At 57.9% G+C, this 19,607-nt stretch carries 14 protein-coding genes and 1 tRNA gene; 8 read left to right on the top strand and 7 right to left on the bottom strand.

What is annotated here, in order from left to right:
- The first annotated feature begins 46 nt into the window (after positions 1-46).
- Positions 47-1,024, top strand: coding sequence for an NAD-dependent epimerase/dehydratase family protein (locus AC3WTO_RS02760; protein ID WP_492459151.1), 978 nt, complete (start codon positions 47-49; stop codon positions 1,022-1,024).
- Positions 1,025-1,546: 522 nt separating this feature from the next.
- The gene (locus AC3WTO_RS02765) at positions 1,547-4,594 is read left to right on the top strand and encodes a hypothetical protein (RefSeq protein ID WP_492459152.1); all 3,048 of its coding nucleotides are present in this window, start codon (positions 1,547-1,549) and stop codon (positions 4,592-4,594) included.
- 21 nt (positions 4,595-4,615) lie between these two features.
- Here AC3WTO_RS02765 and AC3WTO_RS02770 read toward each other — a convergent pair whose 3' ends face one another.
- Complete coding sequence (locus AC3WTO_RS02770) at positions 4,616-6,523, bottom strand: hypothetical protein (protein WP_492459153.1); 1,908 nt, start codon at positions 6,521-6,523, stop codon at positions 4,616-4,618.
- 132 nt (positions 6,524-6,655) lie between these two features.
- On the opposite strand from AC3WTO_RS02770, the gene AC3WTO_RS02775 reads away from it, so the two are divergent.
- The gene (locus AC3WTO_RS02775; RefSeq protein WP_492459154.1) at positions 6,656-7,030 is read left to right on the top strand and encodes a hypothetical protein; all 375 of its coding nucleotides are present in this window, start codon (positions 6,656-6,658) and stop codon (positions 7,028-7,030) included.
- Positions 7,031-7,283: 253 nt separating this feature from the next.
- Here AC3WTO_RS02775 and AC3WTO_RS02780 read toward each other — a convergent pair.
- Positions 7,284-7,358: transfer RNA gene (locus AC3WTO_RS02780), tRNA-Gln, on the bottom strand.
- A 122-nt stretch (positions 7,359-7,480) separates the two neighbouring features.
- Positions 7,481-7,825, bottom strand: coding sequence for a VOC family protein (locus tag AC3WTO_RS02785; protein ID WP_492459155.1), 345 nt, complete (start codon positions 7,823-7,825; stop codon positions 7,481-7,483).
- Positions 7,826-8,189: 364 nt separating this feature from the next.
- Between AC3WTO_RS02785 and ppdK the strand changes: the two genes are divergently transcribed.
- On the top strand, positions 8,190-10,850 hold the full coding sequence (gene ppdK / locus AC3WTO_RS02790) for a pyruvate, phosphate dikinase (RefSeq protein WP_492459156.1): 2,661 nt from the start codon (positions 8,190-8,192) through the stop codon (positions 10,848-10,850).
- Between the two features lie 90 nt (positions 10,851-10,940).
- Positions 10,941-11,699 carry a polysaccharide deacetylase family protein gene (locus AC3WTO_RS02795; protein ID WP_492459157.1) on the top strand — a complete coding sequence of 253 codons (759 nt, stop codon included), beginning with the start codon at positions 10,941-10,943 and terminating at the stop codon, positions 11,697-11,699.
- Between the two features lie 12 nt (positions 11,700-11,711).
- Here the strand turns inward: AC3WTO_RS02795 and AC3WTO_RS02800 are convergent, their stop codons facing one another.
- The gene (locus AC3WTO_RS02800) at positions 11,712-12,101 is read right to left on the bottom strand and encodes a DUF427 domain-containing protein (RefSeq protein WP_492459158.1); all 390 of its coding nucleotides are present in this window, start codon (positions 12,099-12,101) and stop codon (positions 11,712-11,714) included.
- Between the two features lie 81 nt (positions 12,102-12,182).
- A complete protein-coding gene (locus AC3WTO_RS02805; RefSeq protein ID WP_492459159.1) occupies positions 12,183-12,551 on the bottom strand; it encodes a hypothetical protein in 369 nt (122 codons plus the stop codon).
- Positions 12,552-12,733: 182 nt separating this feature from the next.
- Here AC3WTO_RS02805 and AC3WTO_RS02810 point away from each other — a divergent pair, with 182 nt between their 5' ends.
- Complete coding sequence (locus AC3WTO_RS02810; protein WP_492459160.1) at positions 12,734-14,362, top strand: fatty-acid--CoA ligase; 1,629 nt, start codon at positions 12,734-12,736, stop codon at positions 14,360-14,362.
- Positions 14,363-14,636: 274 nt separating this feature from the next.
- Positions 14,637-15,425 carry a DUF1499 domain-containing protein gene (locus AC3WTO_RS02815; protein ID WP_492459161.1) on the top strand — a complete coding sequence of 263 codons (789 nt, stop codon included), beginning with the start codon at positions 14,637-14,639 and terminating at the stop codon, positions 15,423-15,425.
- Between the two features lie 39 nt (positions 15,426-15,464).
- On the opposite strand, the gene AC3WTO_RS02820 is transcribed toward AC3WTO_RS02815, so the two are convergent.
- Both AC3WTO_RS02820 and AC3WTO_RS02825 read right to left on the bottom strand, forming a co-directional pair.
- On the bottom strand, positions 15,465-16,373 hold the full coding sequence (locus AC3WTO_RS02820) for an MBL fold metallo-hydrolase (RefSeq protein ID WP_492459162.1): 909 nt from the start codon (positions 16,371-16,373) through the stop codon (positions 15,465-15,467).
- Between the two features lie 6 nt (positions 16,374-16,379).
- Complete coding sequence (locus tag AC3WTO_RS02825; protein ID WP_492459163.1) at positions 16,380-17,756, bottom strand: UDP-glucose dehydrogenase family protein; 1,377 nt, start codon at positions 17,754-17,756, stop codon at positions 16,380-16,382.
- Between the two features lie 323 nt (positions 17,757-18,079).
- Here AC3WTO_RS02825 and AC3WTO_RS02830 point away from each other — a divergent pair, with 323 nt between their 5' ends.
- Entirely contained in the window at positions 18,080-19,393 is a 1,314-nt protein-coding gene (locus AC3WTO_RS02830; protein ID WP_492459164.1) for a sugar transferase, read from the top strand.
- Positions 19,394-19,607: the final 214 nt, after the last annotated feature.

The raw sequence follows: 19,607 nt of genomic DNA on the forward strand, positions 1-19,607 counted from the left end.
TGTCGACAGGCTTGCCTGTTGCAGCCTGCGGTCACGGAGAACGCCTTTGCCCATACTCGTCACCGGCGCGGCCGGCTTCATCGGTAGCCATGTCTGCCATCGCCTGCTCGACAGGGGCGAGGAGGTTATCGGCGTTGACAATCTGAACGACTATTATGATCCGGCCTTGAAACAGGCGCGCCTCGACCACCTCACGCCGCGCGCCGGTTTCTCATTCCACAAGCTCGACATTGCGGATGAAGGGGCCCTGGCTTCACTCTCAGGACGCGGCATCAAACGTATCGTGCATCTCGCCGCCCAGGCTGGCGTGCGCTATTCGCTCGACAATCCGCGCGCCTACATTCGTTCCAACATCGTCGGGCATCTGGAGGTGCTCGAGTTTTGTCGTACGCAGCCGGATTTCGAACATCTTGTCTATGCCTCTTCCAGCTCGGTCTACGGCGGCAACCAGAAAGTACCGTTTGCGGAGACCGACAAGGTCGACACACCGGTCTCGCTTTATGCGGCGACCAAGAAGGCCGACGAATTGATGAGCCACACCTATGCTCATCTTTATTCCATTCCGCTCACCGGCCTGCGCTTCTTCACCGTCTACGGCCCATGGGGCCGGCCGGACATGGCCTATTGGCTTTTCACCAAGGCCATCCTTTCCGGCAAGCCGATCCGCGTTTTCAACCATGGTGAGATGCAGCGTGACTTCACCTATATCGACGACATCGTCGAAGCCGTGGTGAAGGTGCTGGACAATCCGCCTGCCTGCGAGACACCACCGGCGCGGCTCTACAACATCGGCAACAACAACCCAGCGCGGCTGGGTGAATTCATCGACACGCTGGAGCGTCTGATCGGCATCGAGGCCAAGCGCCAATACGAGCCGATGCAGCCTGGCGACGTCGAACGTACGTTTGCTGATGTAACGGCGCTCGACCACGCCATCGGCTTTAAGCCTGAGACTTCGATCGAAGATGGTTTGCGAAAATTCGTCGATTGGTATCGCGGCGAGTGGCAGGGGCGGGATAGATAGCGGCGCGATTCCGTCAGGTTGCCATAACCGGTGCGCTGGCTCTACCCATGACTTGGTCACCTGCGTGTCGCAGGATGGTCACTCTCGGACCTTTTTCGTGGGCTCACATTGCCACGAGAAAGGTGTCATCGGTACTTTTGTCGTCTACGACGACGATCGCGTCACGATAATCTGAGGTGCACGCGGTCTTTGCGCAGAAGCGGCGACAGGTCCGGGTTGACCTCAGCTTCACCAGGCTCGAGGTATGCAATCTATCCTCCAACTCGATCGCTTGGTGTCGGGCGTCAACGCCCCGATTGACAGAACGGCGCGCGTGGCTCAAGTCGGCGGGGCCGCACAATTCGGTTTCGTTTGTTAAGTTCACCATGCGATGGAGCAAGCCCTGAAATCCGCGGACGATTGTTCGCGGTAATGTGTGCGGAGGGCGTTGTCTTCATCGACCGCGATAAAATAACCATTCCAGCGTGAAGCTGGCTTACAGTGTGCTCGGATCAAACCTCAACAATATGTCGCAGACTTGATATGCTCCAGTTTTTGTTTGCCATCTCGCGGCTGGTCACCCTTGATAGGCCGCGATCCGTAGATGCAGGAATGAAATTATCCCTGCTTTTCGGTGCGGCTCTGTGCTTCATGCCCATGTCGACGCCAGCAACGGCGCAGGTGTCTTCCGATTTCGAAGCAATAGCGCGTCGCGTATATGCGGCTCTTCCCAAAGACCGACCAGGTTTTGGAGTGATCGACTATCCGGGCAACACGGAAGAACACATACCCAAGGCTTATGCTGAGGTCTTGTTGGCGGAATTGGAAAGGACCCGAAACGGTATCATGCCGGATCTTCCTTCCCTTGCTGCCGTGGCGGGCCGATATCTTCTTGGCCACGCAGACGAAAATCACGACGGGGTCGTTGGGTGGGGAGTGCCGGTGGCGTGGGATGCCTTCGCAGATGGATCAGTCAACCCTGCCAACACAGAATACACGATCTCCACAGCGATCGTCGCTGACGCGCTATTATCCTGGATGGAGCAGGATCCCGACGCTCCTGCGGATTCTATTCTTAATACCCTAGACAAGGCCTTCGCGCCTTATCTGGAATCAAAAATGGCCTCGCCGTCTGGGCTCGCGCCCTATTCGCTTACGGTCGAAGACCGGCGCTACGATACTTATAACCCCGCCGCCTATCTGGCTGGCGAGATGCAACGGTACAGCGCATACGTGGCGAGTGAAGCAAAGCGCGATCTGTTACGCAAGACCGCTGACAGGACGATGCAGGTCCTTTTAGACCAGCATCGAGTGAATTCCGCCACCGGAAGTTGGTTCTGGAACTATTCGCTGACCGAAGATGTACCCAACGATCTTGGCCATGCCGCCTATATAATCCATGGCATCGCCACTTATGCGCGAAACGGTGGTGTACTTGGCTCTCGTTTCGATCTGGACAAGATGTACGGATCTCTCGATGAGTTTGACGATCCAGAAAATGACCGCGTAAGACAATGGCCTCGGTGGCGCTCTGACGTTGATGTCGCCTCCAGAACGTATGACTTGGGTTCCGCTCTCAATCTGGCCTGCAGCTATCCCCGGTACCTGCCTCTTGCCCGGAGGATTGCTGCAATCACGGGCAAATACCTCAATTCCGACGGGCGCTACCAGAAGTACCCGGTTATCAAAGACGGTCCGAATCTCGTCGTCAATGAATATGAGGCGTACCTGTATCGGGGCGCGGTCGCCTGCGTTGCTCCAGATCGGCGTAGCCAGATGTCCGGTAACGAGATCCCTCTCCGGCCAATTGCTTCGCCTCCGTCTGTCGCGCGGGACCAAGACGAGACGAAGACACCTTTCTTGAGCGTCAAGCTCAGCGATCGCGAGCGCAACGATTTTAGGCATGAAAATCTGTTGCCGGTTTTCGAAAGTCGGGTTGGTGGGCGCGTCGTCTTTCTCCGCTCGCTTGCCGACGATGGACTGCGCTTGCGTGCCTATGCGGACAATGGCGGTATCTTGGATGAAATCACGATCGGTGCCAGCAGCGATGCGAAACCAATGTTTCGCGCTGCTTTTTCTGACGGTCGCCAGGTTGCAGTAATTATCTATGATAATGCGCGTGCCGCAAATGTACTTTTACGTTTTGTGCTGAGGGACGGGCGATTGCTGGCAAGCAGTGAACCCATTTTGATTCCTTCGCTCGAGGACCCCGCTGGGGCGACCTACGAGATGATACCGAAACTCTTCGTGATCGAGTCGGGCGGACATTTGTATATCCTTGGCGGAACACTTTCCGCTCGAGTGGATGGGGGGGGCTTGGTTGTCGATAGGATTGCCGACTGCCAGAGGATAGTCGAAGCTGTAAGCACGCCTTCCGGTCCGGCTGCCTTGTGCGCAAGGAAGCCTGTAGGGAGCGCTGACGGCCGCTCCGGAAGCTATTTCATCTCGGCCCCGAAAAATGTGGAGACGCCGGTTCTGGACGCCACCGCGTTGCCTTTCGATCTTACCTATACGCAAGGACATTTGAGTATCGACCAGGCCAGAGATGCAGAAGCCCTTCGCCGGATGTTCGTTCGCGACATTTCCACGTCCCAGCAGGGCGGGTGGATGGAATATGGCGTCAGCAATGCCGAGGGCCGCATCGCGTGGTCGCAGATCTATTATCTGAATGGATTGCTCGACATTCTCATGTTGCAGTCTCGAGATTCAGACATGCAAGCGGTGTTCGGACCTCTTGCAAGCGATATCCGTAGACGCCTTTCCGACGAGCTCGGACTCGTAGGCCAGCATTTCGGTAACGGTGGGTATCTGACCAAGGCCTTTACGATCGATCGCAGCCCAGCGCTCTTTGCGGTGCAAACGAGCCGCCTCCTTCTGCTTATGTTGCGCGCCCGGGAGGAACTGGGCAACGACGCATCATCACTCGACATTCCAGCACTGGAAGAGTCAGTTCGGACATTGCAGGGACACATCGATATTCTGTTGCAAGCGGGTGAACCGGTGCGATGGATGCCACGCGAGACGGCGAATCTTGCTTGGCCGAAAGGCAGCAAGTTCAAGTATGACGGCGTAGCCGTTCCCTACAATCATCAAAATGAATGGGCCTACGCTCTCATTCGCGCAGCCGAAGACGGTGAGACCCCTGCACTCAAGGATGCCGAAAGCGTCATCAAGCACTTTACTCGACGCATCGCACCTGGTGGCTCGTTACCAGCAACTGGTCAATGGGATTACTGGTGGGGCACTGCCCGTGACGGCTGGTCAGACAAGGATGGAGTGTCGATTAACACCCCTAGCTACCCTGGCGACCACGGCAAGGCATGGATCTCATTCAGAACGATCGACAGCATGAGCCTGATGGCGACTGCAGCACGATTTGACAATGCAATCCGCGAGACCGTGCAAGCTAGTGTTCGCGCTTTGATATCGGAGGGGAAGTTGTACCCTCTCGCCAACTATGAACTACTGCGAGAGGGCTTGAACCCGGTTCTGAGTTGCGAAAGCGCGCGTGCGTATGCACGCGTCAGCTCTCCCTGGGAGATACAAAACGCAGCCTGGGCAATCTTGAGGCTTTCAAAACCTGGCTGCTGATCAAGGAGTTGGGAGGCCGTTTCAGCTGTTCATATAGAGCTTTGGAATGCGGTCTATTCCACGGATCAGTTCGCCGAAGTCGAGATTGATCAGATTGCAGTATTCCCGAATGGATTTCCATCGGGGCTGATTGTCGCGCTCGATCAAACGAAGGCCCTCTTCTCGTGTGATCTTGCCGTCGCGTATCTGATTGGATCGAAACGTGTCATGCTCGGTGAAGCCGGCGACGGTGTGGTATATATAGTTGTAGAATGGTGCGGTGCCGTCGCCGATGCGCCATGAACATACTGTGTCGTCCGCAAGCTCCCAGTTGTATTCGCCGACCAGGGTACGATCTATCTCGCTCTCGTCCCAGTCGAGATAGTCAAACAGGTAGAGATGATCCTGATTGATCCCGTAATAGGACATAAACGCCCACAGCGTATCTCCAATTGACGAATTCAGATAGCGTGGATTTCCTATGAAGCGTGAGCCATACTGGTAGATGAGTTCGAACTTCTCGGTCCAGCGTTTGGTGGACGGCGTGTTAAAGCGTCCGCCTCGTGGCGGGATGTTCAGGAAGCCCGTCTTGAAATCCGTCTTTTCATAGCGGTTGGTGCAGAAGACCATCAATGGAATGCGCGACTTCTTGATCATATCGTTCGCATACCAGAAGAACTGCTTATCGCCGGCCATGAACAGCGGGATGATGCCGAGATCCGGCTTGCTCAGCCATGCGCGGACGTTGCGCCGTATATTGTTGCGTTTCTGCCTGATGTCCGCTGAAATCCAGATATGTTCCACGCCGAGTTTTCCGCACATGCGCGCCTGGTTCCGTCTAGCCAGGTCCGTGACCATTCCCCAGTCGTAGCTGAAGGTCAGCGGGGTCATTCCGTACTCCTGCTTCAGGAGATGCAACCCGTATGAGCTGTCGCGTCCTCCGGAAAATGCCACCACGCAGTCAGGCGAGCCATCTTTTGACCTAGCAGCGGCAAGACTTTCCTGCAGTGTGGCTTCGTCTTGCCGCTCCCAGGTTTGGTGGTTGTGGCAGTAGTTGCACACACCGTCCGCGTCGTAGGCGATAAAAGGCATGGTCGATGGCAGCAGACAACGGCTGCAACGCAACAATCCCTCCCGCGCTTCTTGAATGCGGAAGGCCTTGTCTTCGACGATGCGCTGGGTCTCAAGCGTCAGGCTGATCTGAGGCGCTGGCAATTCACCGGACAAGGAGAACTCGGTTGTTGCAAGCGTGTCGAGTTGCACGACCAGACCGTGGCCAGGACGCAGTTGGGTGATTTCTGCATCGGTAAAGCCTGGCAGGGCACCTCGACCCTCGGTCAATTCTTCACAGATGCGGCGTTCGGAAGCGAAGAAAAATGCGCCGTCTGGGCTGCTGCAAAAGTGAATGGAACCGGTATTGGTGCCGAGCCACATCGCATTGCCGCCTTCGGAGAAGAAGGCGATCGACGTCTCGCCTTCGATTTTGCTGAAGACGGACGCCATCGCCGCCGTCGGATCCTTTCCCGACTGGGTCGCTTTATGGATCAGGGCTGCGATCACTTCGGTGTCGACTTCGGCATTCGGCCGTATGTCGGGATTAGTCTCCCACAGCGTCTCCCAATTCACCACAATACCGTTGTGCACGATAACGATGTCGTCACGCCAGACCGGCTGGTTGTTGGCGTCGATACCCTGTAATCCATTCGTGACAAGTCGTGCGTGGCCGAGTGCCGCCAGTGAAGCCGCACCTTGTTCGAAATAAGGGGCTGTGCCGCGCTTGAGCGCCCGCTCATAGTCAGCCGTCTTCAACATTTCGCCGGCTGAAACCGAGTCTTTATGAACTGTCAGCCGGTTGGGGCTTGCCAGTGCGATGCCGGCAGCCTCCTTGCCCCGACTTTCCGACAGGAGGAAGAGCCGTCGCAGCGCAGCGTCAAATGCCGCGCGATCCATCGAATGACTATTTCTGACTGCGAGTCCAAAGATTCCACACATACCAGCTGCTTTTGCAAAAGATGTTAAGGAGCGCGCTCGCTGCGACTGCAGGGCGATTACAAGCTATGCTTTAGACGGAAGCTGGCGCGGGTGGCAAGTACCGGATATTCGGGCACGCTGAGCGCTCTTGAAAAACCTACGCTGCACTTTGGAGACGATTCTCCAGAAATTAACGACAAGTCTTACCGTAATTTATCCAATCGGGCCTTGCTGATCACCGCCGGTTTAGCAATCAATCTCCTGATCGGACGCTGCTATGGCTCGGCTGATTTAGGCGTCTTCAACGTTATCTTCGCCCTTTTCGCTTTAGGCTCCATTCGGCCCTCGTCGTCGCTGTTGCGTCGGGTGCCCATGAAACTGGTTTCTACACGATTGCTATTCTTGTGGTGGAGGGGGCTTGGCCGGGTTGTGCCAGTGATGCGCGTGAAATCACCCGATGCTGGCGTCCATCTTGGAGCAGCGTGACCAGCCTTCTTGCTTGGACCAATTGTACCGATAAGTCAGACGAGCTGGTCGTCTGCTTGGTGGTTCAACGCAGGATATGCAACGGCGCAGGCCCTTTTCCCTTCATGTGGTTTGGAAACCGCTTGGCCTTGCGCATGTGGGGCCTAGCGCGAGTGCGATGACGGCGCCTTCGAGGCATGCATCGGCGAAGGCAATCTTGACCTGGAACATGAAGCGCGTCGATCATGGCGTCGAAGGCGCTGATGGAATGTTTTGGCTGGGGCGCCAGGATTCGAACCTGGGAATGTCGGTACCAAAAACCGATGCCTTACCGCTTGGCGACGCCCCAAAACCGATCGTTTGAATCGGATGTGACCGGCCTTATAGGCAGAGCCGGCCAAAAGCACAATCGCCAATAACACGCCAAAACCATGTACAAGCCTCACGGAAAGCTTGGCCCTTGTGCAACCACTATTCGCCCCAGACAGCCAGTTCGTTGCCGGCCGGATCGGCGAAGTGAAAACGCCTGCCGCCGGGAAACGAGAAGATCGGCTTTATGATTGTGCCGCCGGCGTTGGTCACAGCTTCGAGCGTCTCTTCCAGGTTTTCCGAATAGAGCACCGGGAGCGGTTTGGTGGTGGCCGCGGAAGCATCCGCATCGAAGCCGCCATCCAGGCCTTCGTCGAAGGCTGAATAGGTGGGACCGTAGTCGGTGAACGACCATGAGAAAGCTGCGCTGTAGAATGCCTTGACGTTGTCGAGCTTGCCGTTGGTGGCCGGCATTTCGATGTAGTCGAGTTTGCCAGTTTGACGCATCGCGGAACCTCACGTTCTCTAAATGTTCTATATCGCACGGAAACTGTCTGGGACTCAAGAGCCTGCTTGGGCGATGAGGACGCGGCTGCTTGGGCTCCACTTGCATCTCAGCCTGGGCGCCCTCGAAAACCTGCTGATTCCCCGTATCGCTCCCAAGTGTGAATGCAGACGCCAACTGCAACTCTTTCGGGTAGCTTGGAGCGCCCGATTTCCGACACATCGCTCACCCCTAAAATGGCTTAATCGATTGTAGCTGCGAGCGAGGGTTTCAAGTGCTTGCCTTTCGCAGCGCAGCATCCTAGGCAGGCCGCAAGGCTAACCCGGGGGCAGGAGCCCTGAGGCGAAACCAGGCTGAGGAGCGAGCATGACCAAGTGGGTCTACACCTTTGGCGGCGGAGCGGCCGAGGGCCGCGCCGGAGACAAGAATCTGCTGGGCGGCAAGGGGGCCAACCTGGCCGAGATGTGCAGCCTGGGCCTGCCGGTGCCGCCGGGTTTTACGATCACCACTGAAGCCTGCAATCACTATTACGCCAATGGTCGCGTCTATCCGGACACGCTGGAAGCCGATGTCGATGAGGCTTTGGGCCACATCGGTCGGATCACCGGCCGCAACTTCGGCGATCCAGGCAAACTGCTGCTTGTTTCGGTGCGCTCCGGTGCCCGTGCCTCGATGCCAGGCATGATGGATACTGTGCTCAATCTCGGACTTAACGACGAGACGGTGGAGGCACTGGCCGCCGACTCCGGCGACGCACGGTTTGCCTATGACAGCTATCGCCGTTTCATCCAGATGTACTCCGATGTCGTCATGGGCCTTGATCACGAGGTCTTCGAGGAAATCCTGGAGGATCAGAAGGCAAGCCTAGGCTACGAACTCGATACGGAGCTTTCCGCCATCGAATGGCAAGGCGTGATTGCGCTCTACAAGGCCAAGGTTGAGGAGGAGCTGGGCAAGCCGTTTCCCCAGAACCCGCGTGAGCAGCTCTGGGGTGCAATCGGCGCCGTCTTTTCCAGTTGGATGAATGCGCGCGCCATCACGTATCGCCGCCTGCACGATATCCCTGAAGCCTGGGGTACCGCAGTCAACGTCCAGGCCATGGTGTTCGGCAATATGGGCGAGACTTCGGCCACCGGCGTTGCCTTCACCCGCAATCCCTCGACCGGCGAGAAGCTGCTCTACGGAGAGTTCCTGGTGAACGCGCAGGGCGAGGACGTGGTGGCCGGCATCCGTACGCCGCAGAACATCACCGAGGGTGCCCGTATCGCTGCGGGGTCCGACAAGCCTTCGCTTCAGAAGCTGATGCCCGAGGCCTTCGCCAATTTCGTGGCGATCTCGGACAAGCTCGAAAAGCACTACCGCGATATGCAGGATCTCGAATTCACCATCGAGCGGGGCAAATTGTGGATGCTGCAGACGCGTTCGGGCAAACGCACTGCCAAGGCCGCGCTGAAGATCGCGGTCGACATGGCTCACGAAGGCCTGATCACGAAGGAACAGGCGGTCGCTCGTATCGATCCGTCCTCGCTCGACCAACTCCTGCACCCGACCATCGATCCGCGCGCCGAGCGCAACGTCATCGGCGTCGGCCTGCCGGCATCACCAGGTGCCGCCACCGGCGAGATCGTGTTCTCTTCGGACGATGCCGAAGAGCTGAAGTCGCAGGGCCGCAAGGCGATCCTGGTGCGTGTTGAAACCTCGCCGGAAGACATCCATGGCATGCATGCCTCGGAGGGGATCCTGACCACGCGCGGCGGCATGACCAGTCACGCGGCTGTCGTTGCGCGCGGCATGGGCAAGCCTTGCGTCTCAGGTGCCGGTTCACTGCGCGTCGACCACAGGGCAGGCGTGTTGATTGCGCTCGGCACCACCTTCAAGAAGGGTGACATCATCACCATTGATGGCAGCAACGGTCAGGTCCTGAAGGGCTCCGTACCGATGCTGCAGCCGGAATTGTCGGGGGACTTCGCCGCCATCATGGAATGGGCTGACGGTGCTCGGCGTATGAAAGTCCGCACCAATGCCGAGACGCCGGCCGATGCACGCATGGCCCGCTCTTTCGGTGCCGAGGGCATCGGGCTCTGCCGCACCGAACACATGTTCTTCGACGGTGCCCGGATCGTCGCCATGCGCGAGATGATCCTGGCCGATACCGAGAAGGATCGCCGCGCCGCGCTTGCCAAGCTTCTGCCGATGCAGCGCTCGGACTTCCTGGAACTCTTCGAGATCATGGCCGGCCTGCCGGTGACCATTCGCCTGCTCGATCCGCCGCTGCATGAATTCCTGCCCAAGACGGAGGAGGAGATCGCCGAGGTCGCCGCCGCCATGAATGTCTCGGCCGACAAATTGCGGCAGCGCACCGAAGCCCTGCATGAATTCAACCCGATGCTCGGTCATCGCGGTTGCCGCCTGGCGGTCTCCTATCCGGAAATCGCCGAAATGCAGGCGCGCGCCATCTTCGAGGCGGCAGTTGAGGCCGGCCGCAAGGCCGGAGCGCTGGTAGTGCCCGAAATCATGGTGCCGCTGGTCGGCATCGTGAAGGAGCTCGACTACGTCAAGGCACGCATCGACCAGGTCGCCAAGGCCGTCATGGACGAGACCGGCGTCAAGATCGATTATCTCACCGGCACCATGATCGAATTGCCGCGGGCGGCCATCCGCGCTCATGTCATTGCCGAAACGGCGGAGTTCTTCTCCTTCGGCACCAATGACCTGACCCAGACCACCTTCGGCATCTCGCGCGACGATGCAGCTTCCTTCCTGGAAACCTATCGCCAGAAAGGCATCATCGAGCAGGATCCGTTTGTGTCGCTCGATCGCGATGGCGTCGGCGAACTGGTGCGCATGGCCGCCGAAAAGGGCAGGGGTACACGTCCGTCCATCAAGCTCGGCATCTGCGGCGAACATGGCGGCGACCCGGCCTCGATCAGCTTCTGCGAGGAAGTGGGACTGGATTACGTCTCCTGCTCGCCTTTCCGCGTGCCGATCGCGCGTCTGGCCGCAGCGCAGGCTGCGGTCGCGAAGTAGGGGAACATGCGGCGATCTTGCGCGTTCTGTCGCAAGATCGCCGTTTTCGCCAGCCATGGCCGGCGGGAATTGAGCTCCTTGGAAATTGCGATGCGTGTCCTTGCAACTGCTGCCTTGACGGCGACGCTGCTGACCGGGCCGGCCCTGGCCGGGCCGTCGGAAAGTCTTGTAGAGCCGACGCTGCGCATAACGCCAGGCGGCGAAGGAACGCCGCGTGTCGCGCTGACCTTCGATGCCTGCATGGGCAAGACCGATCGCCGCATCCTGTCTGTGTTGATCGACAATCGCATACCCGCGACGATCTTCGTCACCAGCCGCTGGCTGAAGCACAACAAGGATATTTTGGCCGAACTGCAGGCGCATCAGGACCTGTTCGAGATCGAGGATCATGGCGCGATGCATGTGCCGGCGGTCGATCGGCCGACCCGTATCTTCGGCATCGCTGCGGCGGGTTCGCCGGAGGCGGTCGACAAGGAAGTACGCGGCGGCGCAGCAGCCATCGAAGCGGCTGGTGTCACGGCGCCACGCTGGTTTCGTGGGGCAACGGCGCGCTACAGCAAGGGTACCATCGAGCAGATCCGCAAGCTTGGCCTGCGTGTCGCCGGCTACTCGGTCAATGGGGACGGCGGCTCGTTGCTCGGTGCCGCGACCACCGAAAAGCGAATTGCCGCTGCCCGCGACGGTGATGTGGTCATCGCCCACATCAACCAGCCGACACATGCAGCCGGTGAGGGTGTTGCCAAAGGCATCTTGGCGCTGAAGGCCAAGGGCTTTTCCTTCGTGAAGCTTTCAGATGTTTCTGCCGAGGGCTCAGACGGCACGACGGTTGAGACGATTACCGGTTACTGATTGGTCTGCCGGCTAGGCTGGAGTTGTTTCGATCTCGACCCGGTCAGGGTAAAATGCGCCGTGATCCTTGATGACGAGCATCTCGTCGTAGGGCGCCTGATAGGCCCACATCACATCCTTGCGCGTTTCACCGCCTGTGTCGACGCTCCAGTAGCTGGCGTCGCCCTTGAAGGGACAGTGGGTCGAGCTGTCGCTTGGCACCAGCGCATCGAAGCGGATGTCGGCGAACGGTACATAAAGCACTGGCCGGTAGCTTGCTTCCTGCAGAATCTGGGCACGGCCAGAGGTTGCGATCACCTTGCCACCGAAATTGACGGTGACCGTGCCGTCGAACGGTTCGATGGTGATCAGGTGGGCGGGATCGCGCTTGAAACCGGGAGCAGGATTAGCTTTCTGGTCCATCGGGCATCTCCATTGCTGGCTCCCATATAGGGCCGGCAACGGCTATCGCCAGCAGCCTGCTGACAAACCGGGTCTCTGGGATCAGGCGGCGACCTTCAGCGCATCCATCAGCCCGGCATAGGCCTCGGCGATGCGTGCGGCCGGGTTGCTGCTTTTGGAGGCGGTCTCCACTTTCAGCGGACCACCCTTGGCCGGCAGCGACAGCAGCAGGTATTGCCGGCTCTCGCCATCGCCCACCGACGCGGCGGCGACATATTCATCGGCGCCCTCGTTCAGCACGCACATGCTGAACAGCAATTTGCCGCTGACGGCCTCCAGCGCGCCGTCGACAACGGTTGCGAATTCTTCCGTGGAGACTGCCCTGGCCACTGGAGTCAGTTCGCCGAGGCTTTCCTCAAGCGCGGATTCAAGGGCTTCATCGTCGATCTGCGGGTCCATCGCGAACCTCATCCATCTCGCCTGTCACGTCCCGCCACCTTGAAAATATGCAGACTTTGGTCGGCTTGACAATGGTTGGTTGCAGATTCGCCGCGCGATACGCGTACAAAGGGTCTTTTCTGACCCTGCGGCAGTCTGGACTTTCCCGGCGTTCCTTTCAGAATGCGAAAAAACATAAGATGAGGAGGAACACGATGCTCGGACTGATGCAGCAATGGCCCTTGCTGTGCCACAAGATCCTGGACAATGCGGCGATCCAGCATGGCAAGCGTGAAATCGTCTCGCGCTCCTGCGAAGGGCCGATCCTGCGTTCAACCTATGCCGACCTCAGGCAGCGCTCATTGACGGTGGCGCAGCGGCTGGAGCGCGATGGTTTCAAGCTGGGCGACCGCATCGCGACGCTGGCCTGGAACACCGTCCGCCATCTCGAGGCCTGGTATGGCACCATGGGTATCGGCGCCGTCTATCACACGCTCAATCCGCGCCTTTTTCCCGAACAGATCGTCTGGATCATGAACCATGCGGAAGATCGGGCGCTTTTTGTCGATCTCACCTTCATGCCGCTGGTGGAGAAAATCGCCGGCGCGGTTCCGTCACTGAAAAAAATCATCGTCCTGACCGACCGGGCGCACATGCCGGCAACCGGCCTGCCCAATGTCGTGCCTTATGAGGAATGGTTGGCCGAAGCCGACGGCGATTTCCAATGGGCAAGCGTCGACGAAAATACCGCCGCGGGCATGTGTTATACGTCCGGCACCACAGGCGAACCCAAGGGAGTTCTCTACAGCCATCGCTCCAACGTGCTCCACGCCATGATTGCGGCCATGCCCGACGCCATGGGCATTTCGTCCCGCGATGTCGTGCTGCCGGTTGTGCCGATGTTCCACGCCAATGCCTGGGGGCTTGGCCAGTCGGGACCGATGATCGGGGCCAAGATGGTCATGCCCGGCGGGAAGATGGACGGCGCCTCGATCTATGAACTGCTCGACACCGAGCAGGTGAGCTTCACCGCGGCGGTGCCGACCGTATGGCTGATGCTGCTGCAGTATCTGGAGGAAACCGGCAAGCAGTTGCCTTACCTGAAGAAGGTGGTGATCGGCGGCTCGGCCTGTCCGCGCGCGATCACCCAGAAATTCCAGGAAAACTACGATGTTCAGGTCATCCATGCCTGGGGTATGACCGAGATGAGCCCGCTGGGCACTCTGGGGACGCTGAAGCCGGAATATGCCGGGCTGACCGGCGAGGCTCGACTCGATGTCCAGCAGACGCAAGGTTTTGCGCCGTTCGGCGTCGAAATGAAGGTCACCGACGACAACGACAATGCCCATCCCTGGGATGGCAAGACGTTCGGTCGCCTGAAGGTGCGTGGTCCCGCTGTGGCCCGCGCCTATTACGGTGGCGCAGGAGCCGAACAGTTCGATGCCGACGGCTGGTTCGACACAGGTGACGTCGCCCATATCGACCCCAACGGCTACATGCAGATCACCGATCGGGCCAAGGATGTCATCAAGTCCGGCGGCGAATGGATATCCACCATCGAACTCGAAAATCTCGCGGTTGGTCACCCCGATGTGGCGGAGGCGGCCGCAATCGGCATCCACCACTCCAAATGGGACGAGCGGCCGTTGCTGGTGGTGGTGAAAAAGCCGGGCAAGGAGCTCTCACGGGACGATATTCTTGGCTTCATGAGTGGCAAGATCGCCAAATGGTGGATGCCGGACGATGTCGCCTTTGTCGCCGAGATCCCGCACACAGCCACGGGCAAGATTCAGAAAAGCGCATTGCGCGCTCAGTTCCGGGACTATCGCTTGCCGACAGATTGATGGGGTTTGAAAATCGGAAGTGATTTTCGAACGATATGCATCCGTCAATGGAGTGCCGCGGGTTGAGCTTCAGCGCCTCGCAATTTCGCGGTCGATAGGCGGTGCTGATCGCCGCTTCTCGACTTCAATCCGGCGTCAAAACACTTTAATGCTCTGGCTGACCTGGAGCGTTTCCGTCCTTCCGGAAACGCTCCAGTTCTTTGTTTTTACGCAATTCCGGACGGGAAACCGCTACACACTTTTCCTGGAATTGCGCTGGGGGAAATTGGTGGCGATGACGGCATATCCCGAACGGCAGGTGGCAAAGGCGGCGGGTTGGTCGCGGCGAACGGGGGCCTTTTCGGCAGTGCTTCTGCTGACCGCCTGGGGTGGGCATCACTACGGCCTGGTCGAGACCGGTGGTTTTCTCTGGGTTTTGGCCCTGGTGGCACTGCTTGCTCTTTTGGCTCTGCTGTTTGCAGGTTTCGCGTTGGCCAGGCTTTGGAGCCATGGAGCGATCGGTGGCCGCGACCTCTCGGTGGGCGCGCTGCTCGCTGTGTTGGTGCTGGTGCCCTATGGTCTCGCTGGTTACCGCATCGCCAGCTTTCCGACGCTGCACGACATTTCGACGGATCTCGACAATCCACCGCGGCTCAATATTGCTTCCCGCACGGCTGGCATGAATGCGCTTGTGCCGCTGTCGCCTGGGGAAGAGCGCCTTCAGGCCGAAATCTACCCATCCGTGACTGGCCATCGCTACGACTTGCCTTTCGACGAGACCCTGGCAGCTGTGCAGACGGTGCTCGATCGCCGCGGCTGGACGATCGTCGGCGAAATGCCTGGACCGCAGGAAGGACAGACCGAGGCGACCATCACGGCGCTTGCCAAATCTTTCGTGCTCGATCTGCCAGCCGATGTAGCGATCCGCATCACCACCGATGGCGAGGCGACATTGGTCGATATGCGCTCAGCTTCGCGTTATGGCCGTCATGATCTCGGTGACAATGCCGAACGCATCGTCGCGTTCCTCGCCGAACTGGACCAGGAGGTCTCGGCGCAGATCGGGACGACAGCCGCGCAATAGCTTGCGCGCTTGGGCTTGATCTGGCCGTATCCAGAGTTTTCAGGCTGTTGGCCGGAAAACGCCGTCGATCGAGATCTCACCGTCGCTGGATGCCTGCCCGCGCGCGACCAGGTCTTCCAGATGCGCCAGCACCGAAAGCCCGGCAGCGCCATGCAGCCTCGGGTCGGTCTCGCGATAGATCGCCTCGACGATCGTCTTGATGGTGCGATCCCCGAGTTTCAGCCGTTCAAGCACGGCGCGCTCGCGCATCTTGCGGTGGGCCTTCAGCCCGCGCATGAAGGTTTTCGGCGCGGTCACCGGGCCACCATGACCAGGCAGCAAGACGCGATCGTCGCGCTCCAGCAGCCGGTCGAGCGAGCGCATGTAGTCGGCCATGGCGCCATCGGGCGGCGCCACGATGCTGGTGGCCCAGGCCATGACATGATCGGCAGAAAACAGGATGCCGCGGCCTTCCAGGGCGAAGGCGGCATGATTGGCGGTGTGGCCGGGTGTCAACACCGTGTGGATCGACCAGCCGTCGCCCGCGGTGACGGAATTGTCTGGCAGGACAACATCAGGCTGAAAGTCGGTATCGGCGCTGGCATCGAGCGGGTTGGTTTCTCCGATCCTGAGCGGCCGGGCAGGGCGGTGCGGTCCTTCTGCCAAAACAATTGCCCCTGTCGCCGCTTTAAGCCGTGCTGCAAGTGGCGAGTGATCGCGATGGGTGTGGCTGACGAAGATATGGCTGACCGGTCGTCCCGCAATGGCCTGGACCAGCGTGTCGAAATGCGCATCGCTTTCCGGGCCGGGGTCGATCACGGCGAGCGTGTCGCGACCGACAACATAGGAATTGGTGCCGTGGAATGTAAACGGGCTGGGATTTTGCGCCGTGATGCGCAGGACATCAGGCGTCAGTTCGACCACGGAACCATAGGCCGGCTCGAACCGGGCATCGAATTTGAGGGTCATGACGCTTTAGACTGCCGGATGTGTTGCACTGTCCATCCGCTGGGAAAACAGACTCGCAGAGTCGCCTCTGCCGATAGCGTAATAAAGTAGCCCATGCCTGCGAAGTTCGGCTGGATCATAGAGATTGCGGCCATCGACAACGATCGGTGCTTTCAATTGTGACTTCAACCAATCGAAGTCGACAATACGGAACTGTTTCCATTCCGTGCAGATGACAAGCGCATCGGCGTTTGCCACCGCTTCTTCTTGACGCTCTACCAGCGTGAAATCCGCGCGATGTCCATAGAGTTTTTGGGCGGCAGCACCAGCTTCCGGATCGTAAGCTCTGACCTTGGCTCCAACGTCCCACAGCGCTTCCATCAGGCTTCTGCTGGGAGCCTCGCGCATGTCATCGGTGTTTGGCTTGAAGGCAAGTCCCCAGACAGCGACAGTTCTGCCTGCCAGATCATTGTCGAATATTCGCGTGAGCTTATCGAAGAGGACGTTTCGCTGACGCTTGTTGGTTGTCTCGACCGCCTTGATGAGAGCTGTTTCGTAGCCGACGTCTTCCGCGCTGCGTGCCAGTGCCCGAACGTCCTTGGGGAAGCAGGAGCCGCCGTAGCCGCAACCGGGGTAGATAAAATGATAGCCAATGCGCGGATCCGAACCGATACCGAGACGGATCTGTTCGATATCCGCGCCCAGTCGTTCGGCAAGATTGGCGATCTCGTTCATGAAACTGATCTTCGTCGCCAACATCGCGTTGGCGGCATACTTCGTAAGCTCAGCCGACCGCACATCCATGAAGATGAGTTTGTCGTGATTGCGGTTGTATGGCGCATAAACCGTCCGCATGATTTTGCGCGCCCGCTCGGAATCGGTGCCGATCACGGTGCGAGCCGCCTTGGTGAAGTCCTCGATTGCACTGCCCTCTTTGAGGAATTCAGGGTTGGAGCAAACGTCGAATGGCAGGTTCAACCCGCGTGCGGCCAGTCGGGCAGAGATTGTGGCTGCGACTTTATCGGCAGTCCCTACCGGAACGGTCGACTTGTCGACCACGACGGCGTAGTCGCTCAGATTGTCACCGATGGTTGCTGCCACGGCCAGGACATGACTGAGATCAGCAGAACCGTCCTCCTCTGGTGGCGTTCCAACGGCGATAAAGATCAACTCGCTGAAATTGATCGCTGCCTTGGCATCGGTCGAAAATAGCAGGCGACCGGCCGCAAAATTGCGCTCGACGAGTTCGTCGAGTCCCGGCTCGGAAATGGGGACGACACCGTTCTTGAGGCCTTCGATCTTCTCGGCGTTGTTGTCGACACAATAGACCTGATGTCCCACCTCGGCGAAACAAGCGCCCGCAACCAGGCCGACATAGCCGGTGCCGAAGACGGAGATTTTCATGTAGAGGACCTCATAGCGATCTTCGGTGGGTGTTCGTGTTATTGCGTTTAAGGCGCTAGTGCGCCAGCGGAATCTGAACCGGCAACACGCCGGGTATCATTGCGATGTTGAGAGAGATAGCGTGCCTGCCAGAAGCTAGCATCAGGGAGTTTGCCGTTGAGGCTTGAAACCATGAGAGGAACGAAGACCGACTGGCTCGGGATGTTTCTTGAGTTGGTTGCGGTAGTCAAATCATCTCGCTAAAGGCGGGACAACAGCGGATCGTTCTGCAGGCGGAACTGGGTGAGCATCGTAGTTTGAACGCGGGAAGAAGAATTGACCGAATGACCAATTCTTCAAAATTGAGATTGTTTATGCGCCTTTCAAAGATATTTCTCTCATTTCGATTTCAGCTTTTTGGAGCAATTTTAATCGCTTCGATATTTCCTGCCATGATACGGCAGATTTTTGACAACGACGCATTTTCGTCTCAGACTCAGATAAACACATTGCTTGGAACATCTTCTGCAATAATATTAGGGTATTTTTTGCATAGAAGATTATCTATAATACCGGGCGTGAAGGCGGATTTTTATATCATACCGATATACGCGGTATCTTTCTATGTTCTTGTTCTTGTTTTTTTTCTGGCGAGAATAGATTATACGCGCGTGACATTAATTTCCAGTTTTTTCGTGGTTATTCTGTGGTTTCACGGCCATGCCGTCCTTTCTCGTCGAATTCAGGAGTATTCTCTGGCCATTGTTCCTGGTGGAGACGTTGAAGCGCTCTTGGGGTTGAGTGGCGTGCGGTGGGTTGTGCTGTCCGGCACAGCGATGCCGGATCGGACCTGCAATGGGTTGGTGGCCGATCTGCGGGCGGATTTGTCGCCTCAGTGGGTTCGCTTCATCTCAGAGACAGCGCTTGCGGGAACTCCAGTCTTCCACGTCAAGGAGATTCGAGAGTCTCTCACTGGAATGGTGGAAATCGAACACCTTTCCGAAAATACCTTGGGTTCACTTAATCCAAATGAAGTCTATCGAGAGCTTAAGCATACGATGGACTGGTTGAGTGCGTTGTTGGCTTTGGTTGTTCTGCTTCCGGCTTTTGCAATTATTTCTTTACTCATAAAAATAGACTCTCCCGGTTCTGTTCTGTTCAGGCAGGAGCGCCGTGGATATCGGGGCAAGGCGTTCAAGGTATTTAAATTTCGCACGATGATCGCAGTGCAGCCCACAGAAGATGTTGCGGCAAAAGTTGACGGCCTCGAGTTCGCGCGCGAACAGGCCAGAACCAAAGATCAGGATATGCGGATAACGCGCGTCGGCCGGGTTCTGAGGCGAACCAGATTGGATGAACTGCCTCAGGTACTGAATATTCTGCGCGGCGAAATGAGTTGGATTGGGCCGCGACCCGAGGCGTTGGTTCTGTCAAAATGGTATGAAAGCGAGCTTCCATTCTATAGCTATAGGCATATCGTATATCCTGGAATAACGGGTTGGGCTCAAATAAATCAGGGCCATGTTTCGTCTGTTGAGGACGTAAATGAAAAACTTCACTACGATTTTTATTATATAAAAAACTTTTCATTTTGGCTTGATTTGATAATAATCATGAGAACGGCAAAGATAATATTTACGGGGTTCGGTTCCCGCTGATGGCTTTTATCTGAGATACTCGACTGGTCCTGGTCTTGGGCGGCATGCTTGTGGACGCATTGCCCCTGCCTTGCGGACATCAATCTCGGCATGTCGGCCAACCTTCATCGAGGCGCGGCGCTGAGCGTGTTGACGGGAGGCTCTGCTGTCTACGCGAGGGCAGCTTCAATCGCGGTCGAAGCAAGATCAATCGGTGCTTGCGAGTGCAACCTCA

Source organism: Mesorhizobium sp. EU05-FHT14A09 (genome assembly GCF_058790995.1).